Origin of the sequence: Robertkochia sediminum, assembly GCF_016786255.1 — a bacterium.
GTDB lineage: Bacteria > Bacteroidota > Bacteroidia > Flavobacteriales > Flavobacteriaceae > Robertkochia > Robertkochia sediminum.
In genome coordinates this window covers 119,002-142,908 of sequence record NZ_JADMKT010000077.1, presented here as the reverse complement: position 1 = coordinate 142,908, position 23,907 = coordinate 119,002, and the positions used below count along the sequence as shown (strand labels likewise).

Below are 23,907 nucleotides of genomic sequence, written 5' to 3'. Positions count from 1 at the left end.
TCTGCCTGTTCAGGATGGGAACCAAATGGATGCCATTTTCCCAAAGCCTGAATTCCGATCACTCAGAATTCTCATTCATGATCCATTTGGTTCCTGTTCAGTTACCCTGATACCATATAGGGGTATTAGTGGGTTAACCTTTTCTGCTTTTTTTCTTTCAGGACCTCACCTACATTGGTAAAAAGGTCCTTCTTATACCTGTTAAACTCTTTACGAAGTTCCTTAAATCCGGTAGCTACCTCGTAGTGTTCTGCCTCCAGGGCTCTTTCCTGGCTTTCGGGATGGGCTTGATCGATCAGGGTGGTCAAATGGCCGTGATGCTCGTTAATGCGTTGTCGCATCAATTCGATCTCAGTAGTGATCATTCTCCTGTGTTTGATCAGGACCTTTTCTTCATCCCAGTCCTTTTCGGCCAGGGCCATAAAGTAATTCTTAAGTAATTCTCCGAAAAAGGCCATTTCATCTTCCATAAAATCAATTTCAGAAAGCCAGTCTTCGGCATCGCGGTGAAAAACCTGCGCCCGCTGCAGCTCCATTACCGTTGGTTTATTTTCTGTATTCATCTTGTAAAGTTTTTATATGGTTATGTTCTCCTTCATCTCCTTCATGCCCGGAAATGCGCTAAGGCATTTTTTCACATTCTTCATTTCAGATCATGGCCTCCCCCTGCGATCCGGACAATAACTTTTCTCAGAAAAATGTGCCTTCCTAATTTACCACCTGCCTCCTGTAAAAAAAATGACAGAAATCACCTTAAAATTAAGATAACCAAAAAAAACAACCTCAATTTCAGCCATTTAAGCCTCAAATTGCTGTATGGTCGTCTCATATTTTAATTTCTTTAACATTAAGCCTTTCATTTTATCCTTACGTTTGTACGATGTTCGTCAGAAAATTACATAGTGTCATTGCCATCTTCCTGATGGGATTGCTCATTACCGCAAAACTGGCCGCATACCACACCCTTTCCCATGAAGACGATTGTGTGGAATGTTGCAGCTTTTGCGAGAATGTCATGGTGATGGCCAATACACCGGCATTGACGCCTGACATTGCCGACACAGACGAACTGTTTATAACACCACCTTCGGCAGAAGCATATTCGCTTCATTACAGTACAGAATTTCACCCCGAAGCTCCGGTCTTCTACCTGTTCTCCAGGCCTCCGCCTGCTGTGTGATCTGTTTACCCCTTAAGGTCACAGTACCCTTTATCAGGTTAAACCTGATAAAGGCTGTTTTACAATTCATCACATTATATTTTATATGAAAAAGTACCTTAGTGTATGCTTCGCTTTGCTATTCGCTGCGTTGAATGCACAAGATTGTAACCAGATCCTTTTAGGAGAGGTTATCGATTTTCACGACGGCACTCCACTCTTTGGCGCTACCGTTACCGTTGCAGGAACTGACATTACCGCAGTAACCGACTTCAATGGGAAATTTACCCTTGAAGGCCTTTGCAACGGGACGATCGAAGTCAGGATCGAGCATCCTGATTGTGTGATTCTCACGTCGAAGGTTACCATCGAAGGTAACACCTACCAAAAGTTCACCATGGAACACCATATGGAAGAACTCGGTGAGGTTGTGGTTACTGAATCCCGGATACAAAAGAATACCAAGACCGCCCAGGAGCAACTCATTAAAAGGGAAACCATTGAGCGCTACAGCGGTCAAAGCCTTGGTGATGCCCTGAAGGAGATCAGTGGGGTATCGTCATTGAACACCGGGAGCACTATCGTAAAACCTGTTATCCAGGGCCTTCACAGTAGCAGGGTGATCATTATGAACAGTGGGGTACGTATGCAGGACCAGGAATGGGGTTCTGAGCACGCTCCTAACCTTGATCTCAACAGCGCCACCAGCCTGTCTGTGATCAAAGGGGCTGCCGCCCTGAAATACGGGGGTGATGCGATCGGAGGCATTATTATTGCCGAACCCCAAAAGATCGCCATAAAAGACACCCTTTTTGGGAGCACCTTATTAACAGGGGCCACAAACGGTCGTGGAGGAACGCTAAGCAGTTCCCTGGTCAAAGGCTATAAGAGTGGCTGGAACTGGAAACTTCAGGGTACTTTAAAAAGGCTTGGCGATTTTGAAGCTCCCGACTACACCCTTAGTAATACCGGAGTTTTCGAAAAAGGATTGAGCAGCAGCTTTGGGTACAACAGCCTGAAATACGGCTTTGACGCCTATTACAGTTATTACGAAAATGAGATCGGTATTCTGAGAGCTTCCCACATCGGGAATGTGGCCGACCTGATCAGGGCGCTCAACAGCGACCGTCCCTTGGTGATCAGGGATTTTACCTACGATATTCTTGCTCCAAAGCAAAAGGTGGCTCACCACCTGGCCAGGATCAAGGCATATAAACGGGTAGCAGGCGTAGGTAAATGGAATTTACAATACGACTTTCAACATAATAATCGCCTGGAATTCGATATCAGACGTGGGGAGGACAATAAAAACCGTCCATCGCTCGATCTTACATTGACCACGCATACGCTGAATACGGATTTTGTATACGATGCCCGTCCGGACCTTAGGCTCAATGCCGGATTTCGGGGGATGTATCAGACCAATTTTCCAGATCCGGCCACCGGTGTAAAACGACTTATACCTGATTACGACAGGTTTGATGCCGGCGTATTCATGACCGGAGATTATCGTATTGGTGATCAATGGCTTGCAGAGGCAGGGGTACGGTACGATCTTACACGTATAGACGCTCAGAAATTCTACGATCTTGACACCTGGCAGGAAGAAGGGTACGACCAGAAATACCCGGAATTTGAAGAGGGCATTTTCGGTACGGAGATCCTCGTAAACCCGGTACTCGAATACCATAACTTTTCGGCCACGGGAGGAATTCGGTTTACCGGAGATGCCAATGAATGGCTTTTAAACTATGCCCTGGCATCAAGAGCTCCCAATCCGTCTGAACTCTTTAGCGACGGGTTACACCATTCGGCTGCGGCCATAGAAATTGGAGCTCTGGATATCACTTCGGAAGTCTCGCACAAGGTTACGGCGTCTTTTAGTAAAACAGCAGGGAACCTCAACCTCAATATCGCACCGTATTTCAATTTGATCAACGGATTCATCCTTCTGGAGCCATCAGGATTGGAAGAGACCATAAGAGGAGCCTTTCCGGTATGGAAATACCGCCAAACCGATGCCTATATGATAGGTATCGATATCGATGCAAGCTACCAGTACAGTACCCGTTGGCGCAGTACCCATAAGTTCGCTTATGTTTACGGAGAAGACCTGGACCGCAATGTGGCCCTGATCGATATTCCTGCGGCCAATCTGATGAACAGGATCTCCTTTTCTATGCAGGAGTTTCACGAACTTCAGATAAACGCTACCAGCCAATTGGTTTTTGAACAAACCAATTATCCCGACAACAGGTTCGAGTACCCAACCTTCGAGAATGGCGTACTGGTAAACACGACCGTAGACCTGAGCACGCCTCCACCTGCCTGCCACTTGCTGGGCGTGGATGCTTCAGTGAAATTTGACCTTAGCGAAACTTCAGCCATACAGGTAGCCGTTATAGGCAGCAACCTGTTGAACACGCGATATCGCGATTATTTGAACAGACAAAGATTCTTTGCCGATGACCTCGGCAGAAATATTCAATTACAATTAAAACTCAATTATTAAACACTATTATTTTAATTTCTTACACTATGAAAAACTTAATTAACACCGCAATTGCACTTACCCTTGTTCTCGGAATGACCTCTTGTTCTGACGATGATACTCCGGAACAGATCAACGAAGAAGAATTCATCAATGAAGTATCCCTAATGATCACCGAAACGGGTACGGCAAACACCATGACCTATACCTGGACCGAAGGAGGAACTGCTCCTGAGCCTATCGTGATCGATGCAGAAAAGACGTATGAGGTGGAAGTAAGCTTCCTGGATTCTACCAATCCGAACGATATCGAAGACATTACCGAAGAGGTGATCGCTGAAGCCGATGAGCACCACGTATTTTTTGAAACTTCGGTAAGCGGACTCACCATTGCTGCTTCAGACAACGATTTTGAAGACAGTATGGGGAACAAGCTTGGAGTGATCACCAACTGGACTGCAACCGGCACCACTAACGGAAACGTGGTGGTATACCTTATCCACGAGCCTGTAACCAAAACCGGAACCACCCGTGACGACTTTGGTGGAGAGACCGATGTACAGGTACCTTTTACGGTTACAGTTAACTAAATAGTACCATCATTTTAATGAAAGCCGGCAAATGCCGGCTTTTGTTTTTTTTACCTCTTTCGATTGCTTAGATTTAGGGGAAATAAAAGCACTATTCTTGAAAACACTTACGCTTACCCTGGCCTTATTATATAGTCTGAATGCAGCCTACACCCAGGAAATCCCAACGATCATTCCTGTACCTAAAGAAATTACCTCCTCTGTCCATGACGGACTCTCTCCGGGAGCCATGAAAAAGGTTAAAGCATTTGTTTTACCGATGGACATTTACCTGAAGGAAGAAATGAAAGCCGAATGGAACGCACCAGAAGGATCCAACACCCCTATATTCGTATTGAACATCCGACACAGTGAACAATTTGAACCGGAAGGCTACAGGATGGATATCCGCAACGATAGCATCACCATACAGGCAGCGGGCAGACCGGGCGTATTCTATGCCCTTCAAAGCCTAAAACAGATCACCACTGCTGCCGGTGATTCTCTTGCCCATGCAATAACCGTTACCGATGCGCCCGATTTTAAACGAAGGGGATATATGCTCGATATCAGTCGCGATAAGGTGCCGTCTATGAAAACCCTGTATTCGCTGATCGATCTTCTGGCAAGCCTTAAATTCAACGAGCTGCAACTCTACACCGAACACACCTTTGCCTATAAGGATCATCGCGAAGTCTGGGAAGATGCCGGTGCGATGACCCCGGAACAGATACGGGAGTTAGACCAGTATTGTAAAGCTCGAAATATTGACCTGGTACCCAACCAGAATTCCTTTGGTCATATGGAGCGCTGGCTGGAGCACGATACCTACCTGCACCTGGCCGAATGTCCCGAGAACTGTAACACCATCTGGGGAGCCAGAAAAAGAACTTCTCTTGATCCCACCAACCCGGGATCTCTGGAGCTTATGAAGGACTTGTACGCCGAATTACTGCCCAATTTTAGTAGTGATCGTTTTAATATCGGATGTGATGAGACCGTTGAGCTTGGACTGGGACGATCGGCTGCCGAAGCCAGAGATAAAGGTAAGGGTCGTATTTACCTCGATTACCTCAAAAAACTCCACCAGGCTGCTACTTCCCACGGGAAATCTGTTCAGTTCTGGGGCGATATCATTCTCAACCACCCCGAACTCATCCCCCAACTCCCTAAAGATATCACGGCCCTGGTCTGGGGATATAGCAGTGACCACCCTTACGATACCGAACTTCCAAAATTCAGGGAAGCCGGCATCTCCTATTACGTTTGTCCGGGAACCTCCTCATGGCGATCGCTTATAGGAAGGAATCCTAACAGCTTTGCCAACCTTAAAAATGCTGCCACCAACGGTGCTGAAAATGGTGCTGAAGGGTACCTCCTTACCGATTGGGGAGATCACGGCCACTGGCAACCTGCAGTCATAAGTCTTCCGGCTATTGCCTTAGGAAGTTCCCTGGCATGGCATACGCAGAACGATCCCCAAGACCTGCTGGCAGACTGGATGGACGAGCATCTTTTCAAAGACGACACCCACCGTTTCTCCCGGGCCTTACTGAAACTGGGAGCTGCCTATACCAAAACCAATATACCGCCAGGGAATGCCAATATCTTTCACCTTATGCTCCACAGGCATGCATGGACCCTAAACGGAAACTACCAAACCCGTGAAATGACCCGTAACGGATTGGAAGCAGGAAAAGCAGAGATCCTAGAGGCACTGGAATTACTCGAGTCTGCTGCGCCTGAAAGTCTTGATGGGTTACTCCTGAAACAGGAGATCGAACAGGCAGCATCCCTGGCCCTGCACGCCATAAAACTGGGAGTGTTAAGACTGGAAGCTAAAGATGGTGCTACATCAAATATTCCTGCAGCATCCAGAGAAGCCATGGCTGCCGAACTGGAAGCACTTATCGCAAAACACAAAGCCCTGTGGCTGAAACGCAATCGTCCCGGCGGACTCGAAGATTCGGTGGAGAAACTGGAAGCCGTAATTAACACTTATCGTCAATAACCTATGACCGAAACACCATGGATATACACCACAGACACCAGTGATCGTTATCGCTTTTTACTGGGGGTAAAGGGTAAGAACATGCTGGGCATTATCGGTGCCAATCCCAGTACGGCACAACCGGGAAAACCCGACCGTACCGTAGCCAAAATGCAAAAGGTTGCCTTACAGCACGGTTATGACGGATGGGTATTGTGCAACCTGTGGCCGGAACGGGAAACCCACCCTGATAAGCTCAGAAAGCGTATGCTCAGGGAGGTTCATAAAAAGAACCTGCTCCATATGCAGGATGCCTTTCGCCAGTATCCTGTAAACGGAATATGGGCTGCCTGGGGTAATATCATTGCAAAACGACCTTACCTGTTTCGGTGTCTTTATGATATTACCGCCATGAAATCTTGCCAAGACACTCCCTGGTTACAACTCGGTACCCCGACCATACCGGGACATCCCAGGCATCCGCTCTACCAAAAGGACGACGCTGCCCTTATCGCCTTCGATATCAAGGCGTATGCAACACAACACTGCAGGTAGTTTTCAAGAAAGGAATAATAAGCTACCTTTAAGGGTGAAATCAGTACCTCAACCAAATGAAGATCAACTACCTCTTCCTGATCCTTACCCTTTTGGCAGAAGTCATAGGCACCGTTGGAGGCTTCGGTTCTTCCGTATTTTTTGTCCCCATTGGCGCCTTTTATTTTGACTTTTATTCGGTGCTGGGCATGACGGCCATCTTTCACCTTTCCAGTAACCTCAGCAAGATCTTTCTCTTTAGAAAAGGTTTGGATAAGTTCCTTTTGCTATACATAGGCATACCTTCGGTGATCTTTGTTATTCTTGGCGGATTTCTTTCAAAATTCGTCAACGGGCGTCTTCTTGAGATCATACTGGGTGTATTCCTGGTCGTACTCAGCCTGCTCTTCCTTATCAAAAAAGAGCTAGTAGTGCCCTCAAACAAACCGAACGCTATCGGAGGTGGGATCCTCTCAGGTCTAACCGCCGGACTCCTGGGTACGGGGGGAGCCATAAGAGGGATCACCATGGCGGCATTCAACCTCGAAAAGAGCGTTTTTATAGCGACCTCTGCCCTTATAGATTTTATGGTAGACCTGAGCAGGACCTTTGTGTATTACGGCAACGGATATATCGGAAAACAAGAACTCATGTACCTTCCCTTTTTGTTCGCTATCGGACTCATAGGGACCTGGATCGGGAAGAAGATCCTGCATTACCTCCCCCAGGAGAAGTTCAAACGCTTTTCACTATTCCTTATTCTTTTCATTGGTATCGTAAGCCTGGTAAGGATTCTTTCGGTTAATATTTGATACCTTTAATCCTATGAAAAAGATCGTTCTCTATATCGCAGCTTCGATTGACGGCTATATCGCTACAAAAGATCACAGCGTAGGATGGCTGGAACAATTGGAAAATCCGGAAGGTAGCGATTACGGATACCAGGATTTTGTAAACGGCGTTGATACCCTGCTTATGGGGAGAAAAACCTACGATATTATCAGGGGGTTCGATATCCCCTGGCCCTATGAAGGACAAAAGACCTACGTGATCACCAGGCAAGAACACCTCCGGACAGATACGCCGAATACCGAAGTACTTTCCGGATCATTAGCAACAGTGCTCCCTGCGCTGAAAGCTTCTTCCGGCGAAAAGAACATATGGCTGGTAGGCGGTGGTGCAACCATGGTATCGCTCTTAAGGCATCAGGCTATCGATGAGATCATGCTCTTTACAGCCCCCGTACTATTGGGATCGGGCATACCCTTGTTCCCGGAGTCTGACCTGCAATACAAACTTACCCTCGAAGAACACAAAACCTACGCTTCGGGGATGTGCTATACCCGCTATGCTGTTAACTATTAACCCTATCACACATGATCACTCCTTTAAGGATCACCGAATTTCCGGGCTGTAAAATGGCCGGAATGTCTCAACTTTTTTCCATTGATGAGCTAAACCCTTCTTCGGTATGGCAAAAATTCATGCCCCGTGTTAAAACACTGGCCCCCATAAGATCGGGAAATGATCTCTATGCTGTACAAGAGTATCCGGAGATATCAGGAAAAAATCAAACGGTTACACCAACTACAGTAAAATTCTGGGCCACAGTAACCATAAACCCGGACAAGAACACCGTCGCGCAACCATTTGAGATCCTTGAAGTACCGGCAGGCACCTATGCCGTCTTTTTACATAAAGGGACCGCCGCAGCCATTGCGCAAACCATGAATGATATATTTGGTTCCTGGATGCCGGAATCCGGATATGTCCCTGATGGGAGACCGCATTTTCAGGTGATGACCCCTGAATACAAAGGGCCTCAAAACCCCGAAGCCGAAGAAGAAGTTTGGATCCCCATTCGTTCCGTGCAACAACCGGTAAAGGGATAAAAAAACCTTTGAAAATGGTGTTATCACATTTTTTCTTACATAAATTGTACTCAATTATTTGATTTTCAGTAATTTTGACAACACTCTAAGCAAAAAATCCCTCGCCACCGCCCATAAGATCTGCTTTGCCTTGACCTGCATGCAAAAGCATACAGGGAATGAAGCACCTTTACATCTTCTTCTTTTTGATCTTATTATTTATCCCGGGGGTACCTGTAGCCGGGCAAGAGGTACCTGAACGCATGGGTAGGGAAAGTATTCATTTTGGTCATATCGATCATCTGTACTCCAGCATCCTTGAGGAAGACCGGAAGATATGGGTTCATCTGCCTTCCGATTACTTTTCGTCTACAGATCGTGGAAAACGCTATCCCGTTCTGTACGTACTCGATGCAAAGGCCCACTTTAAGGCTATGGCCGCTATGGCCGATCAATTGGGAGAAGAGATCTTCTGGCCCCGAATGATCGTTATCGGCATAGAAAATACAAACAGGTTAAGAGATCTCACACCCACTAAGATCCATCAACTCGAAGACCTCCCGGAGGTCTATCTCAAGAATACGGGTGGCGCCTCTGAATTCCTGGAATTCATCACCAAAGAGCTCATCCCTTTCGTAGATGCCAATTATCCCACCACCCCCTACAGAAGCCTTATAGGGCATTCCCTTGGCGGACTTTTTACCACCTATGCCATGTATTCAGAAGGCGATAGTTTTCGCAATTATATCGCTATTGATCCCAGCTATTGGTGGGACAACAATTACCTACTGAACCAACTGGAGCCCTTCCAGCACTGTCCTATAGACAGCGACAACAATTTTTACCTGGCCGCAGCCAATACCCTGCCCCCTGAAAAAACACCGGAAGCGATACGCAATGATCGCAACAACAGAACAGCACATTTCAGGGCGATCGCAAAGTTTGCTGAAATATTCGAGCGCAATACCTGCGCAACAGACCATTTTCACTACCGCTATTACCCGGAGCAAAGTCATGCCAACGTTAGTCTCACCGCTTTCTACGATGCGTTTTCAAGCATCTTCGATTTTTACAATATCGATCCCGTGCTCAAACAATTCGATCCGGAGCGATTGCACAACATCAGCACCAAAAGATTCCTGAACGCCTTTAACGAACACTATCGCAGGATCTCTAATAAATTAGGTTACCTGGTGCTTCCCGAAGAAGACCTGATCAGTTCTATGGGGTACAAAAGCATGGAACTGGAAGACTTTGAAAAGGCGGAGGCTCTTTTCCGAATGAACATTACGAATTTCCCTGAAAGTTCCCGGGCACATAATTCCCTGGGCGATTTTTATATGGTCACCGATCGTCCCCGAAGGGCTTTAAAGATCTACGAAAAAGCCCTTGAACTGGAGCCGGATGTAACCACCGTAAAAAAGGTGCAGTCGCTAAAGGATCAACCGTAAAATACCTTTTCAATTCTCACATCCCTTTCAGCTTCAGTCATAAAAGCCTATGGAAACCAAGACCTTTAAACAGACAAATCTCTCCAAAAATCTTATCCCCCTTTCATCTTCCGCAATAAAAAAAGTCTCCGGAAACCGGAGACTTCTTCACATTCAAACACATTCACTAAGATTACGGTTTCACTTACCGCTAGCGATCATCTTAATATGGTTATGAGAAAAGGGATCTATTCTTCACCCCAATTCTCCAGTCGTTTTTGCTGTTCAGAATAAGGCACACTATTGAGCATCCAATCCTCGGGAGCTTCCCCTTTGAGGTGATAGCCGAACCATTTAAGGATGCGTTGCTGGTAATCGATCTGGTTCTTTTTTTGACTCAGGCTATGTCCTTCCCCCTCGTATACCAACAATACAAAGTCCTTACCGGCCCTGCGGGCTGCATTGTAATAAGCAATACCCTGACTCCAGTTCACATTGTTATCAGAATCTCCGGTCATGAACATTACCGGTGTATTGAGTTTATGGATCTGCATTACGGTGGAGTTCGCCACATACTTTTCGGGGGCTACCCAGGGGGCAACAGCCATACGTTCCTGTCCGACCTCGAAGTGATCGTTTTCCGGGCGCCATCCAAAGGCAGGGGTCACAGAAAGGTTCATACTTACCAGATCGGTTAGGCCTGCTCCGGCAACAGAAGCAGCAAATATATCGGTTTGAGTTGGCACGAATCCGGCCTGATACCCACCCCAGGAATGACCAATGAGTCCGACCTTATCCTTGTCTACATCACCTTTCGCTACTACTGCCCCAACGGCGTTCTCAAGTGTTCTGGCTGCCGATACCCCAGGGTTACCGGCTTCGAATTCCATATCCGGTTTAAAAACAAAGTATCCGGCTTGAGACCAAAGCAAGGTATTGTAATAATCGTTCTCCGAAGGCTGCATATAGTTGTGCAGACCGTGGGACAATTTTTCATACACATAGGTGATCATAGGGTATTTTTTTCCCTCCACATAATCGGCTGGATAGTACAGTACTCCTTGCGCGCGATTGCCTAAAGCTGTTTGATAATCTACGAGTTCAGCCTTACTCCAACGGTACTCATCCTGAAACGCATTGATAGCCGTTAAAGGTTTTTCAGTTGCGAACATATCCTGAGTGTAATACGCATCTCCGGGAAGGTCAAAAGACGAGCGCACAAAGATCATATCGGCGGTACGGTCATTTCGGGCAATGCGTCTAACAGAGGCATCTTCGAAAATAAGCATGGTCGTTTTAGAGCCGGCTCGACCCTGAGCATACCCGGACTTCTTAGTCCATTTCCCTTCTACGCTATAGAACAATGGCTTGGAGAGATCGATGGTACCACCATTCTTACTGGTAAAATCAAGTCGGAACACATTCTCCTGTTCCATACCGGCAGTTAACCGGCGGGCAGGTTTCTTACCGGTGAAGAATTGCCAAACATCAAACTCAGAATTGAGTAATAACGAACGACCGTCTTCTGCCCAACCTACGAATCCGTATGCCGGCTTTTGAGGTAGCGGATGATCGTTATGCTCATCGATAAAGCTCACACCTACTCCTTTGGTAAGGTTTACAGACGCACCTCTATCAAGGTCGTAAAGATGAAGGTGATCGTCTTTGAGGTATACAAAATACCTGCTATCAGGACTAAGCTCATAGTACTTGCTCACCTTCTCCACCAGTTTCTTGCGGGTCCCTGTGGTGGCGTCTATCGCATAGACATCGTAGAAATGACGCCCGAACATGACTTCGCGCTCATACGGAGTCTCATCGTAGCCAAGAAAGACACGTTGTTCTTTTTCGATAATGACATCTTCAAGTATATCGTCCTGAAGAAAGGTGATCTCCTTCTTTTCAAAATCCCAGACAGCTCTGCCCATGACGGCAGATGCGTCAATTCCCTTGGCATATTGAGCAGGAACCAACACCTTGTCGTTACTGTGCCAGATCTGAAGATCGGGCGCTTCGTGGTGTTTGTTGTAAAATACGGGGCGGGATGAAAGGGCCTCGTCGCTGCCAAACTGATGTAAGGAATCTGATGCAACTCCCTGAACCACTACAGGGGCCGGAGTTCCGGTAACCACCTTAAAATACAACTTGCTTTGATCTTCGGCCAATACGAGATCTTCTGCAAGTACCCTTTGGTGATCTTTTAGCGATCCCAGCACATGGGGTTGGAATTTCTCAACGGTAAAGTCGGCCTTGTCCACTCGCTTAAAGATGAACAGGTCATGGCTTACCTCCTCCTGATCCTCCAGGGGATGCTCACGTACCACAACGGCATCTGCCGATTCATCGAGCCAGTACATGCGAACATAGTCTCCCGCATGGCTGTCCAATACCTTTATACTTCCGGTAAGCGCATTATATAACTGTATTTCATGATCTCCCTTTAAGTTCTTGATCTGAAAAAGCAGGAGGTTCTTTTCTTGATGCCAATCAAAATCAGCAACATTACCAAAGCTGATCTCCCTCCCGTCGGCCATATTCCTAATGGTAAGCGATTTTCCGCGATCACCATTACGGGTCATGGCTAAAAAGGCTCCATTAGCACTAAAGGCGTATTTACGCAGATTATTGACCGTTACGGTATCCTTGGTCTCAAGGGAGTAGAGCCATGCCCTGGCTTCGATCTCTCCATTAACCTCTCTTATGGTTTGCAGTTGCTCCCCCGGTAAGGTACGACGTAAAACCACCCAGGTATTATCCGGGGAATAATCAATACCGTTCACATCCTGAAAATGCAATTCATCACCGGTGGCCAGGTTTCTGAGCTTTAAAGTGCGGTCACCTTGATTGGTCCCGGTGATCACCGACAACCAGCTACCGTCGTCTGAAAATTTAGCACCGCGTACGCTCTCCCACTTATCGTATTCCTGAGGGGTAAGCGCTTTGAGAAATTCACCTGAATGATCCTGGGCATACATACCGATACCCCAGAAGAAGATCATAAAAGCACGCAGTAAAAGAACCGCCGAATATTGGCGCTGTTTCAAGTAAATGTTCATGTTGTTCAAGATTGGGTTAACCCAAAACCAAGTATTTGATTTTCAGGTGGGTGCAATATATAAAGAGGTGTAAAATCCCAAAAAAAATTATCAAACTTTAAGAAAAAAAAATGAGTTTTATAGGCTATAAGCCGCAGTGGTAAGTAAACTCCTTATTAAAGAAAAATCAAAAAGTGTATTTCAACGGTCAAAGCATGCACTTCACCTGATTAGTCGCTGATTTCCAGAACGTTAAACAAAATATGGCTTTTATAAAAAAACGGGGATTAGTGTTAGTCCGTCGGTTTGCGAAAAGACATAAAAAAACCTGCCCGAAGGCAGGTTTATAGGTTGATGTGAAACTGAGATGGATCAGATCTTCAGTTCTGTGAACAATGTTCGGATCTCTTCCGAAGAAGGTCTTGGTGCATTGCTTTTCACAATATTTCCTTCCGGATCGAGCAGGATGAATCTTGGGATACCCTTGATCATATAATCCTGTACGAATTGAGATTCCCAATCGTTATCGGCAAACAGTTGTACACCACCCAATTCTTTCTCCTTAACCATACGCTGCCACTTATCGTGATCTTTCTGCGCATCGATAGAGATACTTAAAAAGGTAATGTTCTTATCGTGATAATCGGCTTCCAGTTGTTTCAGGAAAGGGATCTCTCTTTTACAAGGACCGCACCAGGTGGCCCAAACATCGATATAGACATAGGAGCCTCTAAGGTCCGATAGTGAGGTGGTACCCCCCTTAAAATTCTCATAATCCTTAAATTCAGGAGAAGGCTTGCCTTCGCCAAGGGTGAGTAATTTTTCGTAGTCTTTCTTTACCTCAGCGATGTATTCCTCATTGGTGGCATGAGTCTTATACAACTCATAATACGCCTTGGGGTCTTCGCTGTAGGACAGGTATACCTTGACATTCTCGTACATGAGTTCGTCTCTGATCTCCTTGTTGTTATTGGTACTTATAGCCTTAAGCAATGCGATAGACTGATCCAGGGAATCTTGCTTTACCAGCTCGTTGGCCTTCTGATTGTACGTTCCTGTAAGCAGACTTTTATAAGCAGCAGAAAAACGATACGATTCGAGATCCTCCAGGTTGATATCAGCCAATTGTGAGGTGATGTTCTCAGAAGCTTTAAAGTCAGGATTCTTTGTATAGTATCCGTGGTAAGCCTCATAATTGTTCACCTGGGTGAGGTATTCGAATTTAATATTCTCGCTTTCCTTAGCTACAAAAGACTTCGGAAGGGATTTGCTTGCCTTAAGCATATCCAAATGGGCCTGCTTCACCATGTTCAGAAATGCGAGGAATTCGCTTTCTTCAAGAGTGTAAATATTTTGCTTGCCTACTTCCAGCTCATCAGAGATCTTATCTTTGGCCTTGTAGTATTCTGCGGTCGTTGCCGCAGTACCTTCGAATTTAAGGGTATTTCCGGCATCAGAAGCATCGTAATTCACTTTCAGGCGATCTCCGTTTTCTACGTAGAACCGCATTTTATGCTTCCCGTCGGTGAGCGTATAGGCTCCTGAATTATTCTTTAACGTATCTACAAAACTGCCATCGGCGGCAAGGGCGATCTTAGAGCGGTATGTTCCGGTTACCTGATTCAGAGCGAGTTCCTTGCCTTCAAGATTGGCAATACTCCCCTCGACGATCGCGTAATCTACCGGGGCTTCCTCCTTACATGCTACAAGGGTAGAAAGCAGTCCCAGAATAATAAAAGTTCTCTTCATTTAAATATGTTAGGTTTAGGGTCTATAAATAGATTAAATATTCCCTCAATATTAGGCAATTATTACCCGAATAAACCTAAAACTTATCTAAAAGTTTGCGGAAATAAGAATTCTTTAAGGGAGAAAGAAGTTCAAATTCTCTTGCCAAAAGGCTTCTATGAATAACTTATACTATATTTACGCAAATTCGCACAAAAAAATCAATGATTATGAAAAGAGCACTTTACATTGGAGTTCTGCTATTAGCAGCTTGCAACAGTGCACAACAAAACGTGGCTACCACGCAACAGCCTGCTCCGGTTGCGGACGTATCACCCGATACCTATGCCAAAACCATTACCGAAACCGAATTAAAGGAACACCTTTACACCTATGCTTCTGACGAATTCAAAGGAAGGGAAACCGCTACAGAAGGCGAAAAAATGGCTACCGACTACCTGGTGAACGCCTATAAGGAGATGGGGGTAGCAGCCGCTCAAAGCAACGGCGATTATTTACAGGCCGTACCCCTGGTGAATCACAGCCTCCCATCGGGAACTGTACAATTGGGAAATAAGAACCTGGAGATCGGAAAAGATATTTTTACCATGTCGTCCCTGAGCAATGTCATTCTGGAAACCGTTTATGCCGGCTACGGAATAGAAACGGATTCCTATTCAGATTATGAAGGATTAGACGTTACAGGGAAAGCGGTGATCTTCAAACTTGGAGAACCCAAGGCAGAAGACGGCACCTACCTGGTGAGCGGGGACAATCAAACCTCCGAATGGAGCAACTGGAGACAGAGTCTTGAAAAAAGGATCAAGATCGCTACCGATAAAGGAGCTGCCACCGTTATTTACCTGGACGATGCCTTTAGTAAGCGTATGAAACAACGTTACGATTACCTGAAGCAATCAGAATACAGCGGACAATTGGGACTAGCCGAAAAGGAAACCAGTGCCAACCTTCTTTTTGCCGGGGAATCGATCCTGAATGGTATGGACCTCAAGGCAGGAGCTACTGCCGGAAACGTTACCATCAAGGCCGATGGGAAAGACAAAGAGGTTATCGCCAACAATGTGGTGGCGATGATCAAAGGGAAAACAAAGCCTGAAGAATATATCGTGATCTCTGCCCACCTTGACCATATCGGGGTAAGTAAGGACGGAGAGGTGAATAATGGTGCCGATGACGACGGAAGCGGAACCGTTGCCGTACTCGAGATCGCAGAGGCCTTTAAAGCGGCTGCCGATGCGGGGAATGGTCCCGATCGCTCTATTGTATTTCTTCACGTAACCGGAGAAGAGAAAGGACTTTTTGGTTCGGAGTACTATACCAATCACCCGATCTTCCCTCTGGAGCAAACCGTAGCCGACCTGAATATCGATATGATCGGAAGGATCGACCCGAAAAGAGAAGGGAACAGAAACTATATCTACCTCATTGGATCGGATAAACTGAGTACCGAACTGCATCTGATCTCTGAAGAGGTAAACGCCAAGTACATGAACATCGAATTGGATTATACCTATAACGATGAGAATGACCCGAACCGTTTCTACTACCGAAGCGACCACTATAACTTCGCAAAGAACAATGTTCCGGTGATCTTCTACTTTAACGGTACCCACGACGACTATCACCGTCCGAGTGACACGCCGGACAAGATCAACTACGATCTGCTTACCAACAGAGCCCAACTGGTATTTCATACGGCCTGGGAGGTAGCAAACCGCCCCCAGCGCATCAAGGTTGATAAAGCCGCAACGGAATAAACAAAAAAGCCCCGCCCATGAGCGGGGCTTTTTTTGTTATGAGGTTATAAGGTTATGAAGTTATGAGGAAATAAGATGAAGGCGGTATACCAGAGGGTCTTCGCGAGGTTGGCATGCCAACCGTGGCGATCTCATTGAAAAAATTCCCAGTTATTAAAATTGCCTGCCATATCAGAAAACCCCATCCGCAAACGCCAAAGCGTTGCCACCCCTGCCTGCCGGCCCTAGGGTCTTTTTTTGTGCTTACAACCCCTTGAAAATACATCCCGGGCTAACGCTGCCTGCGCAGCGTTGAGCCGGAAGTGGGGAACCTGCCAATAAAGCCTTCAGGGCCTGCCGGCCCTAGGGTCTTTTTTTGTGCTTACAACCCCTTGAAAGCAAGCTTTCGGGGTTGCGCACAAAAAAAGCCCTCAGATCTCTCTGAAGGCTTTATTGGGTGGAAGACCGGGTTCGAACCGGCGACCTCTGGAACCACAATCCAGCGCTCTAACCAGCTGAGCTACAACCACCATTTGTTGCGTGTGCTCCGTCTCAGTGACAAAGCGAGTGCAAATGTAGCTTATTTTATGTCTTTTTGCCAAATATTTTTTTAAAAAAATTCACCCTTTCTCAAGGTGCCTTTTCTTAAATAAGATCATCCAATTGCTTTACAGCCACATAACGCTCTACATTGAATCCTTCCGCATGTTCAACCCCGATCAAACGGCCCAGGTCACGGGAACGATAAATAAGGCTATCGTAAAAGTTCTGGCTGCTTATAGGCGTCTTAGGGGCATCGCTCTTCGGATCGTAAAACTGGGTAGCATAAGCATCGATGGAATGCATCTTCGCATCCATGAATCCGCTTACGTCAACCACAAAATCGGGCTTTAAGTCCTTCCACTGAATATAGTGATAAACGAACTTGGGCCTCCAGGGCTCCTGCCAGGTATCATCACCATCGAACATGGTATCGATCTTAACGAGTCCGCTTAAAAAACAAGCATCACTTACCAACTTACTGCCCTTACCATGGTCAATATGCCTGTCGTCTATAGAATTGCAAAGCACGATCTCCGGGCGGTATTTACGTATCATCCTGATCACCTCCAGCTGATGCTCTCTGTCGTTCACAAAGAATCCGTCGGCAAATTCAAGGTTCTCACGTACCGATACTCCAAGCCGTTTGGCAGCTTCTGCCGCCTCCTGATCCCTGGTTTCCGCAGTACCACGGGTACCGAGCTCCCCACGGGTAAGATCAACAATACCGACCTTTTTCCCTAAAGAGATCTCTTTAGCAATAGTGGCACCACAACCCAATTCAACATCATCCGGGTGGGCACCAAAAGCGAGTATATCTAATTTCATAAGTTCCGATTCAATTTTTTACAAAAATAAGGAAGATAAGGCAAAGGGCTATCCCTTATACCCTGCCTCTTGCAGTGCCTGTTCGATATCTCCAAAGAGGTCCTTTTTATCTTCAATACCCAGAGAAAAACGCAGCAGCCTGTCTGAGATCCCTTGCTGTTCCAGCTCTTCCGCAGGCACCAGGGCATGGGAGGTCTTAGCCGGCGAAAGGATCGTACTCTCTACCCCTGCCAGGCTCATCGAAGGTTTTATGAGTTTTAAACCTTCGAGAAATGCAGAAACATCAATAGCTTCATCCAGCTCAAAAGACAACATGCCTCCGAAGCCGTTCATCTGCTCTTTGGCAATTTCATGCCCGGGATGATCCTTGAGTCCCGGATAAAACACCCGGCTTACGGCCTTATGCTTTTTCAGGAACTTCGCCATTTTTAGGGCATTCTTGTTCTGCGCCTTTACCCTTAGGCCCAAGGTCTTGATACTGCGCTCCAAAAGCCATACGGTATAATCGCTGAGGTTGCCTCCAAGGTTCTTCCCTAAAGAAAACACCTTCTCAATATGTTCATCAGAGGCACATACAGCTCCAGCTAGAATATCACTATGTCCGCCAAGATACTTGGTGGCACTGTGAATTACGATATCGATCCCGAATTGCGAAGGGTTTTGATTTACGGGTGAGGCAAAGGTATTGTCGATCATCGAAACGAGGTTGTGCTCCCGGGCCACCGCTGCAACCATCTTAAGGTCGGTAATCCCGAGTAACGGATTCGATGGGGTTTCTACATAGATCACCTTGGTATTGGGTTGGACCGCCTTTTCAAAATCACCCTTTTCGAGTCCGCCGGCAAAACTGTATTCGATCCCAAACTTTTCGAACTCCTCCACTACAAGATTAAAAGTTCCTCCGTAAAGCGTACGCTGAAGCACCACATGATCCCCCTTGGATAGAAAGGCCAAAAGAGCCGTACTTACCGCAGCCATCCCACTTCCAAAAACAAGGGCACCGGCTGTCTGCTCGAGTGCAGCGAGTTTTTTTGCGATCGCCTCCTGGTTTGGCGTATTAAAATACCTGGGGTAACGCTTCTGCTCTACCCCTTCATAGGCATAAGAACTTGACATATACAAGGGAGACACCGCTCCCTTGTACTGTTCATCTTCCAATTCCCCGGCGTGGGTGCATATGGTATTGAATCCTTTGATCATCTAATATATTATTGAGTGATCCAATCAATGATCTTTTGATCGTTCGGGAGGGTTTGCGGGTCGATCACAGCAACCAGTTGTCCCGAAGCATCGATCAGGTATTTCTGGAAATTCCACTGCACCTCCGAATCGGCATAACCGTTCTCTGATTTTTTGGTCAGGAATTGGTATACCGGATGCATATCATCTCCTTTTACAGAGATCTTACTCATCATCGGGAAGCTCACCCCGTAGTTAAGCTGACAGAATTCGGCAATATCCTCATTAGTTCCAGGCTCCTGGTTACCGAAGTTGTTGGCAGGGAAACCTACGATCACAAACTCTTCTCCTCCATAAGTATCATAAAGCGCCTGCAGGTGCTCATACTGCGGGGTTAATCCGCATTTACTCGCCGTATTCACGACCATGACCTTCTTACCTTTGAGGTCGGCAAAACGAAAGGTTTCTCCATTGATGTCTTTCACCTCAAAACGGTGTATACTCTGATCCTGTAACGGGGTAGCAGCCTCCATGGTATTTTGAGCTATTTGGGCAGTTTTTGATGATTCTTCCTTGCAGGCAAGACACAACAGTGCAGTTGCCAGAATGATAGTTTTTTTCATAGGATTTCTTTTTTGCAGCAATTTAATCATTATTCAGGTTTGTCACTTTTATGTAAGAAAAAATTACAGTGAAATTCACAAGCTTTTAACGTTCAGTCATGGATGCTTCCTCCCGGATCTTTACGAAATGTGCCTTCATCTTCTTTCAACCGGAAGGATTTCCTGATCGGGATCATTTTTTATAAAAATTGTACAAAATCGTTGATTATTTTTTCAAAAAAAGTTGTTAACCAAGCCCGGAAAGTCCGCTAACCTATTAGTTTTGTATCGTCTTACTAACTACATACTATGAGAAATTTATTTTTGGCCCTTTTCACCCTAGCCACGACCCTGGTTCAAGCCCAGATCCTGGACCCGGTGAGCTGGAGCACTTCGGTGGAAAAGGTCTCAGAAAACGAATTTGAATTGATCTCCACGGCCACCATCGACTTTGGGTGGCACCTGTACTCTCAAACGGTACCCGAAGACGGCCCCCTTCCTACTGTATTCACCTATGAAGAAGCAGAAGGGATCGAATTTGTCAACGGCACTGAAGAGCCGAAAGGGCATACCGAATTTGACAATACCTGGGGAACCGACATCAAGTATTTCAGCGATAAGGCGGTATTCCGCCAACGCGTTAAAGTAAGTGGTGATGTGGCCATGATCACGGGAGAGGTAGAATACCAGGTATGTGACGACGAACGTTGTTTACCTCCCAACTACGTGACCCTGGATTTCCCCATCAAAGCAGGAGCTACAGCAAATACCCCTGAAAAGGAAGAGGCTGAAACCACCCCGGTGATCACACCGGCGATAAGCCTGGATACCGATACTGCTGAAACTAAGGAAGAAGTGTATACCGAGACTACCGGTACCAAAGCCCCAAAAGAAAATAAGGGACTCTGGAGCATATTTATAATTGCCTTCTTCTCAGGGTTTGCAGCGTTACTTACGCCTTGTGTATTCCCAATGATCCCCCTTACCGTAAGCTTCTTTACCAAACAAAGTAAAAGCAAGGCGGCGGGGATCAGAAATGCGATCTTTTACGGACTGTCCATCATCGGTATTTACGTATTACTGGGTACCCTGGTAACCGCCATCTTCGGAGCCGATTCGCTGAACCGACTCTCTACGAACGTTACGTTTAACATCATATTTTTCCTTTTATTGGTAGTCTTTGCCGTGTCTTTCCTCGGTGCATTTGAGATCACCCTGCCCAATTCATGGGCCAGCAAGGTCGATTCGCAGTCGACCAAAGGTGGTATCGTTGGCATCCTGTTTATGGCTCTTGCGCTGGCTATCGTATCCTTCTCCTGTACCGGACCTATCGTTGGAACCCTGCTGGTAGAAGCTGCCTCTAAAGGTGGTATTGCCCCTATCGTGGGAATGCTCGGATTCTCCCTGGCGCTGGCATTGCCGTTCGCCCTTTTTGCAGCCTTCCCGGGTTGGTTGAACTCCCTGCCTAAATCAGGAGGATGGCTCAATACCGTTAAGGTAGTACTAGGATTCCTGGAGTTGGCCCTGGCCTTTAAATTCTTATCGAATGCCGACCTGGTACTGCAATTACACTGGCTGGAAAGAGAAGTATTCCTGGCCATCTGGATCGCTATCTTTGGTGCCCTGGCCCTTTATCTCTTCGGAAAGATCACCCTGCCGCACGACTCGCCTGCTACCCATATTTCGGTAGGAAGACTGGGACTCGGTTTATTGGTGCTCACCTTTGTAGTATACCTGATCCCCGGACTCTGGGGTGCTCCCCTGAAACTTATCAGCGGATTCCCTCCTCCCATCAATTATTCTGAATCGCCATATGGGGTTGGAAACAGCAAAGGTGGCGTTTCTGCCGCCCATAGTGACCTTCCGGAAGGAGCGCACCTGGGACCTCATGACATCATCAGTTTTCACGATTATGAGGAAGGCCTGGCCTATGCCAAAAAGGTGAACAAACCCGTCCTTATCGACTTCACCGGCCACGCCTGCGTGAACTGTCGCAAGATGGAAGACAATGTGTGGTCTGACCCTAAGGTACTCAACGTTTTAAACAATGACGTGGTATTGGTATCTTTGTACGTTGACGATAAAAGACCACTGCCCGATGGCCCTGAGAACATCTCAGAGAAGAGCGGCAAGAAATTCCGCAATATCGGACAAAAATGGAGTGAGTTCCAGGAATTGAGATATAAGGCAAATGCACAGCCATTTTATGTGCTTATTGATCATAATGAAGAGAATCTAACAGAACCCTCAGCATACAATCCAAATGTTCAAGAATATTTTAACTGGTTACAGAAAGGCATCGGCAACTTCTAAGGAAGCCAAGACGCCTGCCTCACATACATCCCAAAGCAACCTCGAAAATTACTTTGCTCCTTTTCGACAAGGCATCCTCGGAATCGATCAGACCTTTACCACTCCCTTTGGAGAAAAGCAACTGATCTATGCCGACTGGACAGCGAGCGGAAGGATGTACAAAGCGATCGAAGAGAAATTTATCAATGATATCGGTCCGCTGGTGGCCAACACCCATACCGAAACCACATTCTCCGGCTCGTCTATGACCCTGGCCTATCACGAGGCAAGACACATTATAAAAAGACACGTCAACGCTAACGAAGATGATATGCTCATTACCACCGGGACCGGAATGACCGGGGCGGTGAATAAATTTCAGCGTATTCTTGGGCTCAAGGTGTCTGAGAGCCTGATGGAGTACACCGACATACCGGATGAAAAACGTCCGCTGGTATTCGTTACCCATATGGAACACCACTCCAACCAGACCTCCTGGCTGGAAACCATTGCCAAAGTGGTAGTGATCCCCTGTAATGAAACAGGATTGGTGTGTATGGATAGCTTTGAAAAATTACTGGAAGAACATAAAGAGCACCCGGTAAAGATCGCTTCAGTGACCGCAGCATCCAACGTAACGGGTATTCGTACCAACTACCACGAGATCGCTGCGATGATCCATAAATACAACGGACTCTGCTTTGTTGATTTTGCCTGTTCGGCACCCTATGTGGCTATCGACATGCATCCGGAAAAGGAAGATGAATACCTCGATGCCATCTTCTTCTCTCCACATAAGTTTTTGGGAGGTCCCGGAACTTCAGGTGTACTGATCTTCAACAAACAATTATACAAGAACATGATTCCGGATAACCCGGGTGGAGGTACAGTAACTTATACCAATCCGTGGGGAGATCACGATTATGTTCCGGATATCGAATCAAGGGAAGACGGGGGTACCCCTGGTTTCCTGCAGGCCATGAAGATCGCCCTGAGCATTCAGCTTAAAGAGAAGATGGGCGTGAAGAATATCCTCGACAGGGAGCACGAGCTTAACGAGCGTATCTTTGCCCGATTAAAGAAGATCGAAAACCTTCATATTCTGGCGGGACAACATACCGACCGTTTGGGGATCTTCTCTTTCTATATTGAAAACGTACATTTTAACCTCATCGTAAAATTGTTGAACGACCGATACGGGATCCAAACCCGTGGTGGATGCTCCTGTGCCGGTACCTACGGGCACTTCCTGCTCAATGTAGATCAGAATACCTCCAAGGCGATCGAGCAAAAGATCCTGGAAGGGTGCTTCAGAGAGCGTCCGGGATGGATAAGGATGTCGATCCACCCGACCATGACCAATGCCGAAGCCGATTATATCTGTGACGCCATTGAAGCGGTGGCTGCCAACCATGAGAAATGGGGAGCAGACTACCATTACGAAGAAGGTGAGAACGAATACCGCCATAAAGACGATCAACGAACAGAGAAAGCCCTCGTCGCAGCATGGTTTAAAGCCTAAAAAAAGCCTCCAATATGGAGGCTTTTTTTAGGCGGTGATATGATGAGACAGTGATGCGGTGACGCAGTAATGCGTAAGCACAATGTACGCCTCATTCAACCACCCCTTCTCCTCTTTACTCTTTTACCCTTCGAAGCTTTAGCGAAGAAGGGCTTTACCCATTCACTTCGAAGCTATACCGAAGAAGGGCTTTAACCTCTTCATGAGATTGCCGCTTCGGGCTTTGCCCTCCTCGCAAAGACAACTACTAGAAAAACTCTTTACCCCTTTACTCTTTCACCCTTCGAAGCTTCGGCGAAGAAGGGCTTCATCCGTAACTCGTAACCCGTAACAAAAAAAGGCCACCTCCCGGCAGCCTTTCTCTTTTATCTGTATCGCTA

The 23,907-nt window shown here is 46.5% G+C and carries 18 protein-coding genes and 1 tRNA gene; 12 read left to right on the top strand and 7 right to left on the bottom strand.

Translation table 11 applies throughout. From position 1 onward, the window contains the following. Nucleotides 1-125: 125 nt before the first annotated feature. Entirely contained in the window at nt 126-563 is a 438-nt protein-coding gene (locus tag IS446_RS10515; RefSeq protein ID WP_203060488.1) for a hypothetical protein, read from the bottom strand. Nucleotides 564-880: 317 nt separating this feature from the next. Here IS446_RS10515 and IS446_RS10510 point away from each other — a divergent pair, with 317 nt between their 5' ends. From IS446_RS10510 to IS446_RS10470, 9 genes are all read left to right on the top strand, one after another. Next, entirely contained in the window at nt 881-1,180 is a 300-nt protein-coding gene (locus IS446_RS10510) for a hypothetical protein (RefSeq protein WP_203060487.1), read from the top strand. A gap of 85 nt (nt 1,181-1,265) precedes the next feature. Continuing rightward, complete coding sequence (locus IS446_RS10505; RefSeq protein WP_203060485.1) at nt 1,266-3,671, top strand: TonB-dependent receptor domain-containing protein; 2,406 nt, start codon at nt 1,266-1,268, stop codon at nt 3,669-3,671. 26 nt (nt 3,672-3,697) lie between these two features. Beyond that, complete coding sequence (locus tag IS446_RS10500; RefSeq protein WP_203060483.1) at nt 3,698-4,240, top strand: type 1 periplasmic binding fold superfamily protein; 543 nt, start codon at nt 3,698-3,700, stop codon at nt 4,238-4,240. 97 nt (nt 4,241-4,337) lie between these two features. Further along, complete coding sequence (locus tag IS446_RS10495; protein WP_203060482.1) at nt 4,338-6,230, top strand: beta-N-acetylhexosaminidase; 1,893 nt, start codon at nt 4,338-4,340, stop codon at nt 6,228-6,230. A gap of 3 nt (nt 6,231-6,233) precedes the next feature. Continuing rightward, nucleotides 6,234-6,764 carry a DUF1643 domain-containing protein gene (locus IS446_RS10490; RefSeq protein WP_203060479.1) on the top strand — a complete coding sequence of 177 codons (531 nt, stop codon included), beginning with the start codon at nt 6,234-6,236 and terminating at the stop codon, nt 6,762-6,764. A 56-nt stretch (nt 6,765-6,820) separates the two neighbouring features. Further along, nucleotides 6,821-7,555, top strand: coding sequence for a sulfite exporter TauE/SafE family protein (locus tag IS446_RS10485; protein WP_203060478.1), 735 nt, complete (start codon nt 6,821-6,823; stop codon nt 7,553-7,555). Between the two features lie 13 nt (nt 7,556-7,568). Beyond that, entirely contained in the window at nt 7,569-8,108 is a 540-nt protein-coding gene (locus IS446_RS10480) for a dihydrofolate reductase family protein (protein WP_203060476.1), read from the top strand. A gap of 11 nt (nt 8,109-8,119) precedes the next feature. Then, entirely contained in the window at nt 8,120-8,635 is a 516-nt protein-coding gene (locus IS446_RS10475) for a GyrI-like domain-containing protein (protein WP_203060475.1), read from the top strand. A 158-nt stretch (nt 8,636-8,793) separates the two neighbouring features. Next, nucleotides 8,794-10,065 (top strand): alpha/beta hydrolase-fold protein, encoded by a 1,272-nt coding sequence (locus IS446_RS10470; protein ID WP_203060473.1) that lies wholly within the window; start codon nt 8,794-8,796, stop codon nt 10,063-10,065. 227 nt (nt 10,066-10,292) lie between these two features. Here IS446_RS10470 and IS446_RS10465 read toward each other — a convergent pair whose 3' ends face one another. Continuing rightward, a complete protein-coding gene (locus IS446_RS10465) occupies nt 10,293-13,100 on the bottom strand; it encodes a prolyl oligopeptidase family serine peptidase (RefSeq protein WP_203060471.1) in 2,808 nt (935 codons plus the stop codon). A 351-nt stretch (nt 13,101-13,451) separates the two neighbouring features. Next, the gene (locus IS446_RS10460; RefSeq protein WP_203060470.1) at nt 13,452-14,828 is read right to left on the bottom strand and encodes a TlpA family protein disulfide reductase; all 1,377 of its coding nucleotides are present in this window, start codon (nt 14,826-14,828) and stop codon (nt 13,452-13,454) included. 209 nt (nt 14,829-15,037) lie between these two features. On the opposite strand from IS446_RS10460, the gene IS446_RS10455 reads away from it, so the two are divergent. Next, the gene (locus IS446_RS10455; protein ID WP_203060468.1) at nt 15,038-16,585 is read left to right on the top strand and encodes a M28 family peptidase; all 1,548 of its coding nucleotides are present in this window, start codon (nt 15,038-15,040) and stop codon (nt 16,583-16,585) included. A gap of 434 nt (nt 16,586-17,019) precedes the next feature. On the opposite strand, the gene IS446_RS10450 is transcribed toward IS446_RS10455, so the two are convergent. The 4 genes from IS446_RS10450 to IS446_RS10435 all read right to left on the bottom strand — a co-directional run bounded on the left by IS446_RS10450 (nt 17,020) and on the right by IS446_RS10435 (nt 19,734). Continuing rightward, a tRNA-His gene (locus IS446_RS10450) sits at nt 17,020-17,095 on the bottom strand. A 114-nt stretch (nt 17,096-17,209) separates the two neighbouring features. Next, nucleotides 17,210-17,932, bottom strand: a complete 723-nt coding sequence (bshB1, locus tag IS446_RS10445; protein ID WP_203060466.1) for a bacillithiol biosynthesis deacetylase BshB1 — start codon at nt 17,930-17,932, stop codon at nt 17,210-17,212. Nucleotides 17,933-17,980: 48 nt separating this feature from the next. Continuing rightward, on the bottom strand, nt 17,981-19,132 hold the full coding sequence (locus tag IS446_RS10440) for a trans-sulfuration enzyme family protein (RefSeq protein ID WP_203060464.1): 1,152 nt from the start codon (nt 19,130-19,132) through the stop codon (nt 17,981-17,983). Between the two features lie 8 nt (nt 19,133-19,140). Beyond that, the gene (locus IS446_RS10435; RefSeq protein WP_203060463.1) at nt 19,141-19,734 is read right to left on the bottom strand and encodes a glutathione peroxidase; all 594 of its coding nucleotides are present in this window, start codon (nt 19,732-19,734) and stop codon (nt 19,141-19,143) included. 288 nt (nt 19,735-20,022) lie between these two features. On the opposite strand from IS446_RS10435, the gene IS446_RS10430 reads away from it, so the two are divergent. Both IS446_RS10430 and IS446_RS10425 read left to right on the top strand, forming a co-directional pair. Continuing rightward, nucleotides 20,023-22,026 carry a protein-disulfide reductase DsbD family protein gene (locus IS446_RS10430; RefSeq protein ID WP_203060461.1) on the top strand — a complete coding sequence of 668 codons (2,004 nt, stop codon included), beginning with the start codon at nt 20,023-20,025 and terminating at the stop codon, nt 22,024-22,026. Continuing rightward, on the top strand, nt 21,977-23,527 hold the full coding sequence (locus tag IS446_RS10425; protein WP_203060459.1) for an aminotransferase class V-fold PLP-dependent enzyme: 1,551 nt from the start codon (nt 21,977-21,979) through the stop codon (nt 23,525-23,527). Before IS446_RS10430 ends, IS446_RS10425 begins: the two co-directional genes overlap by 50 nt. Nucleotides 23,528-23,907: the final 380 nt, after the last annotated feature.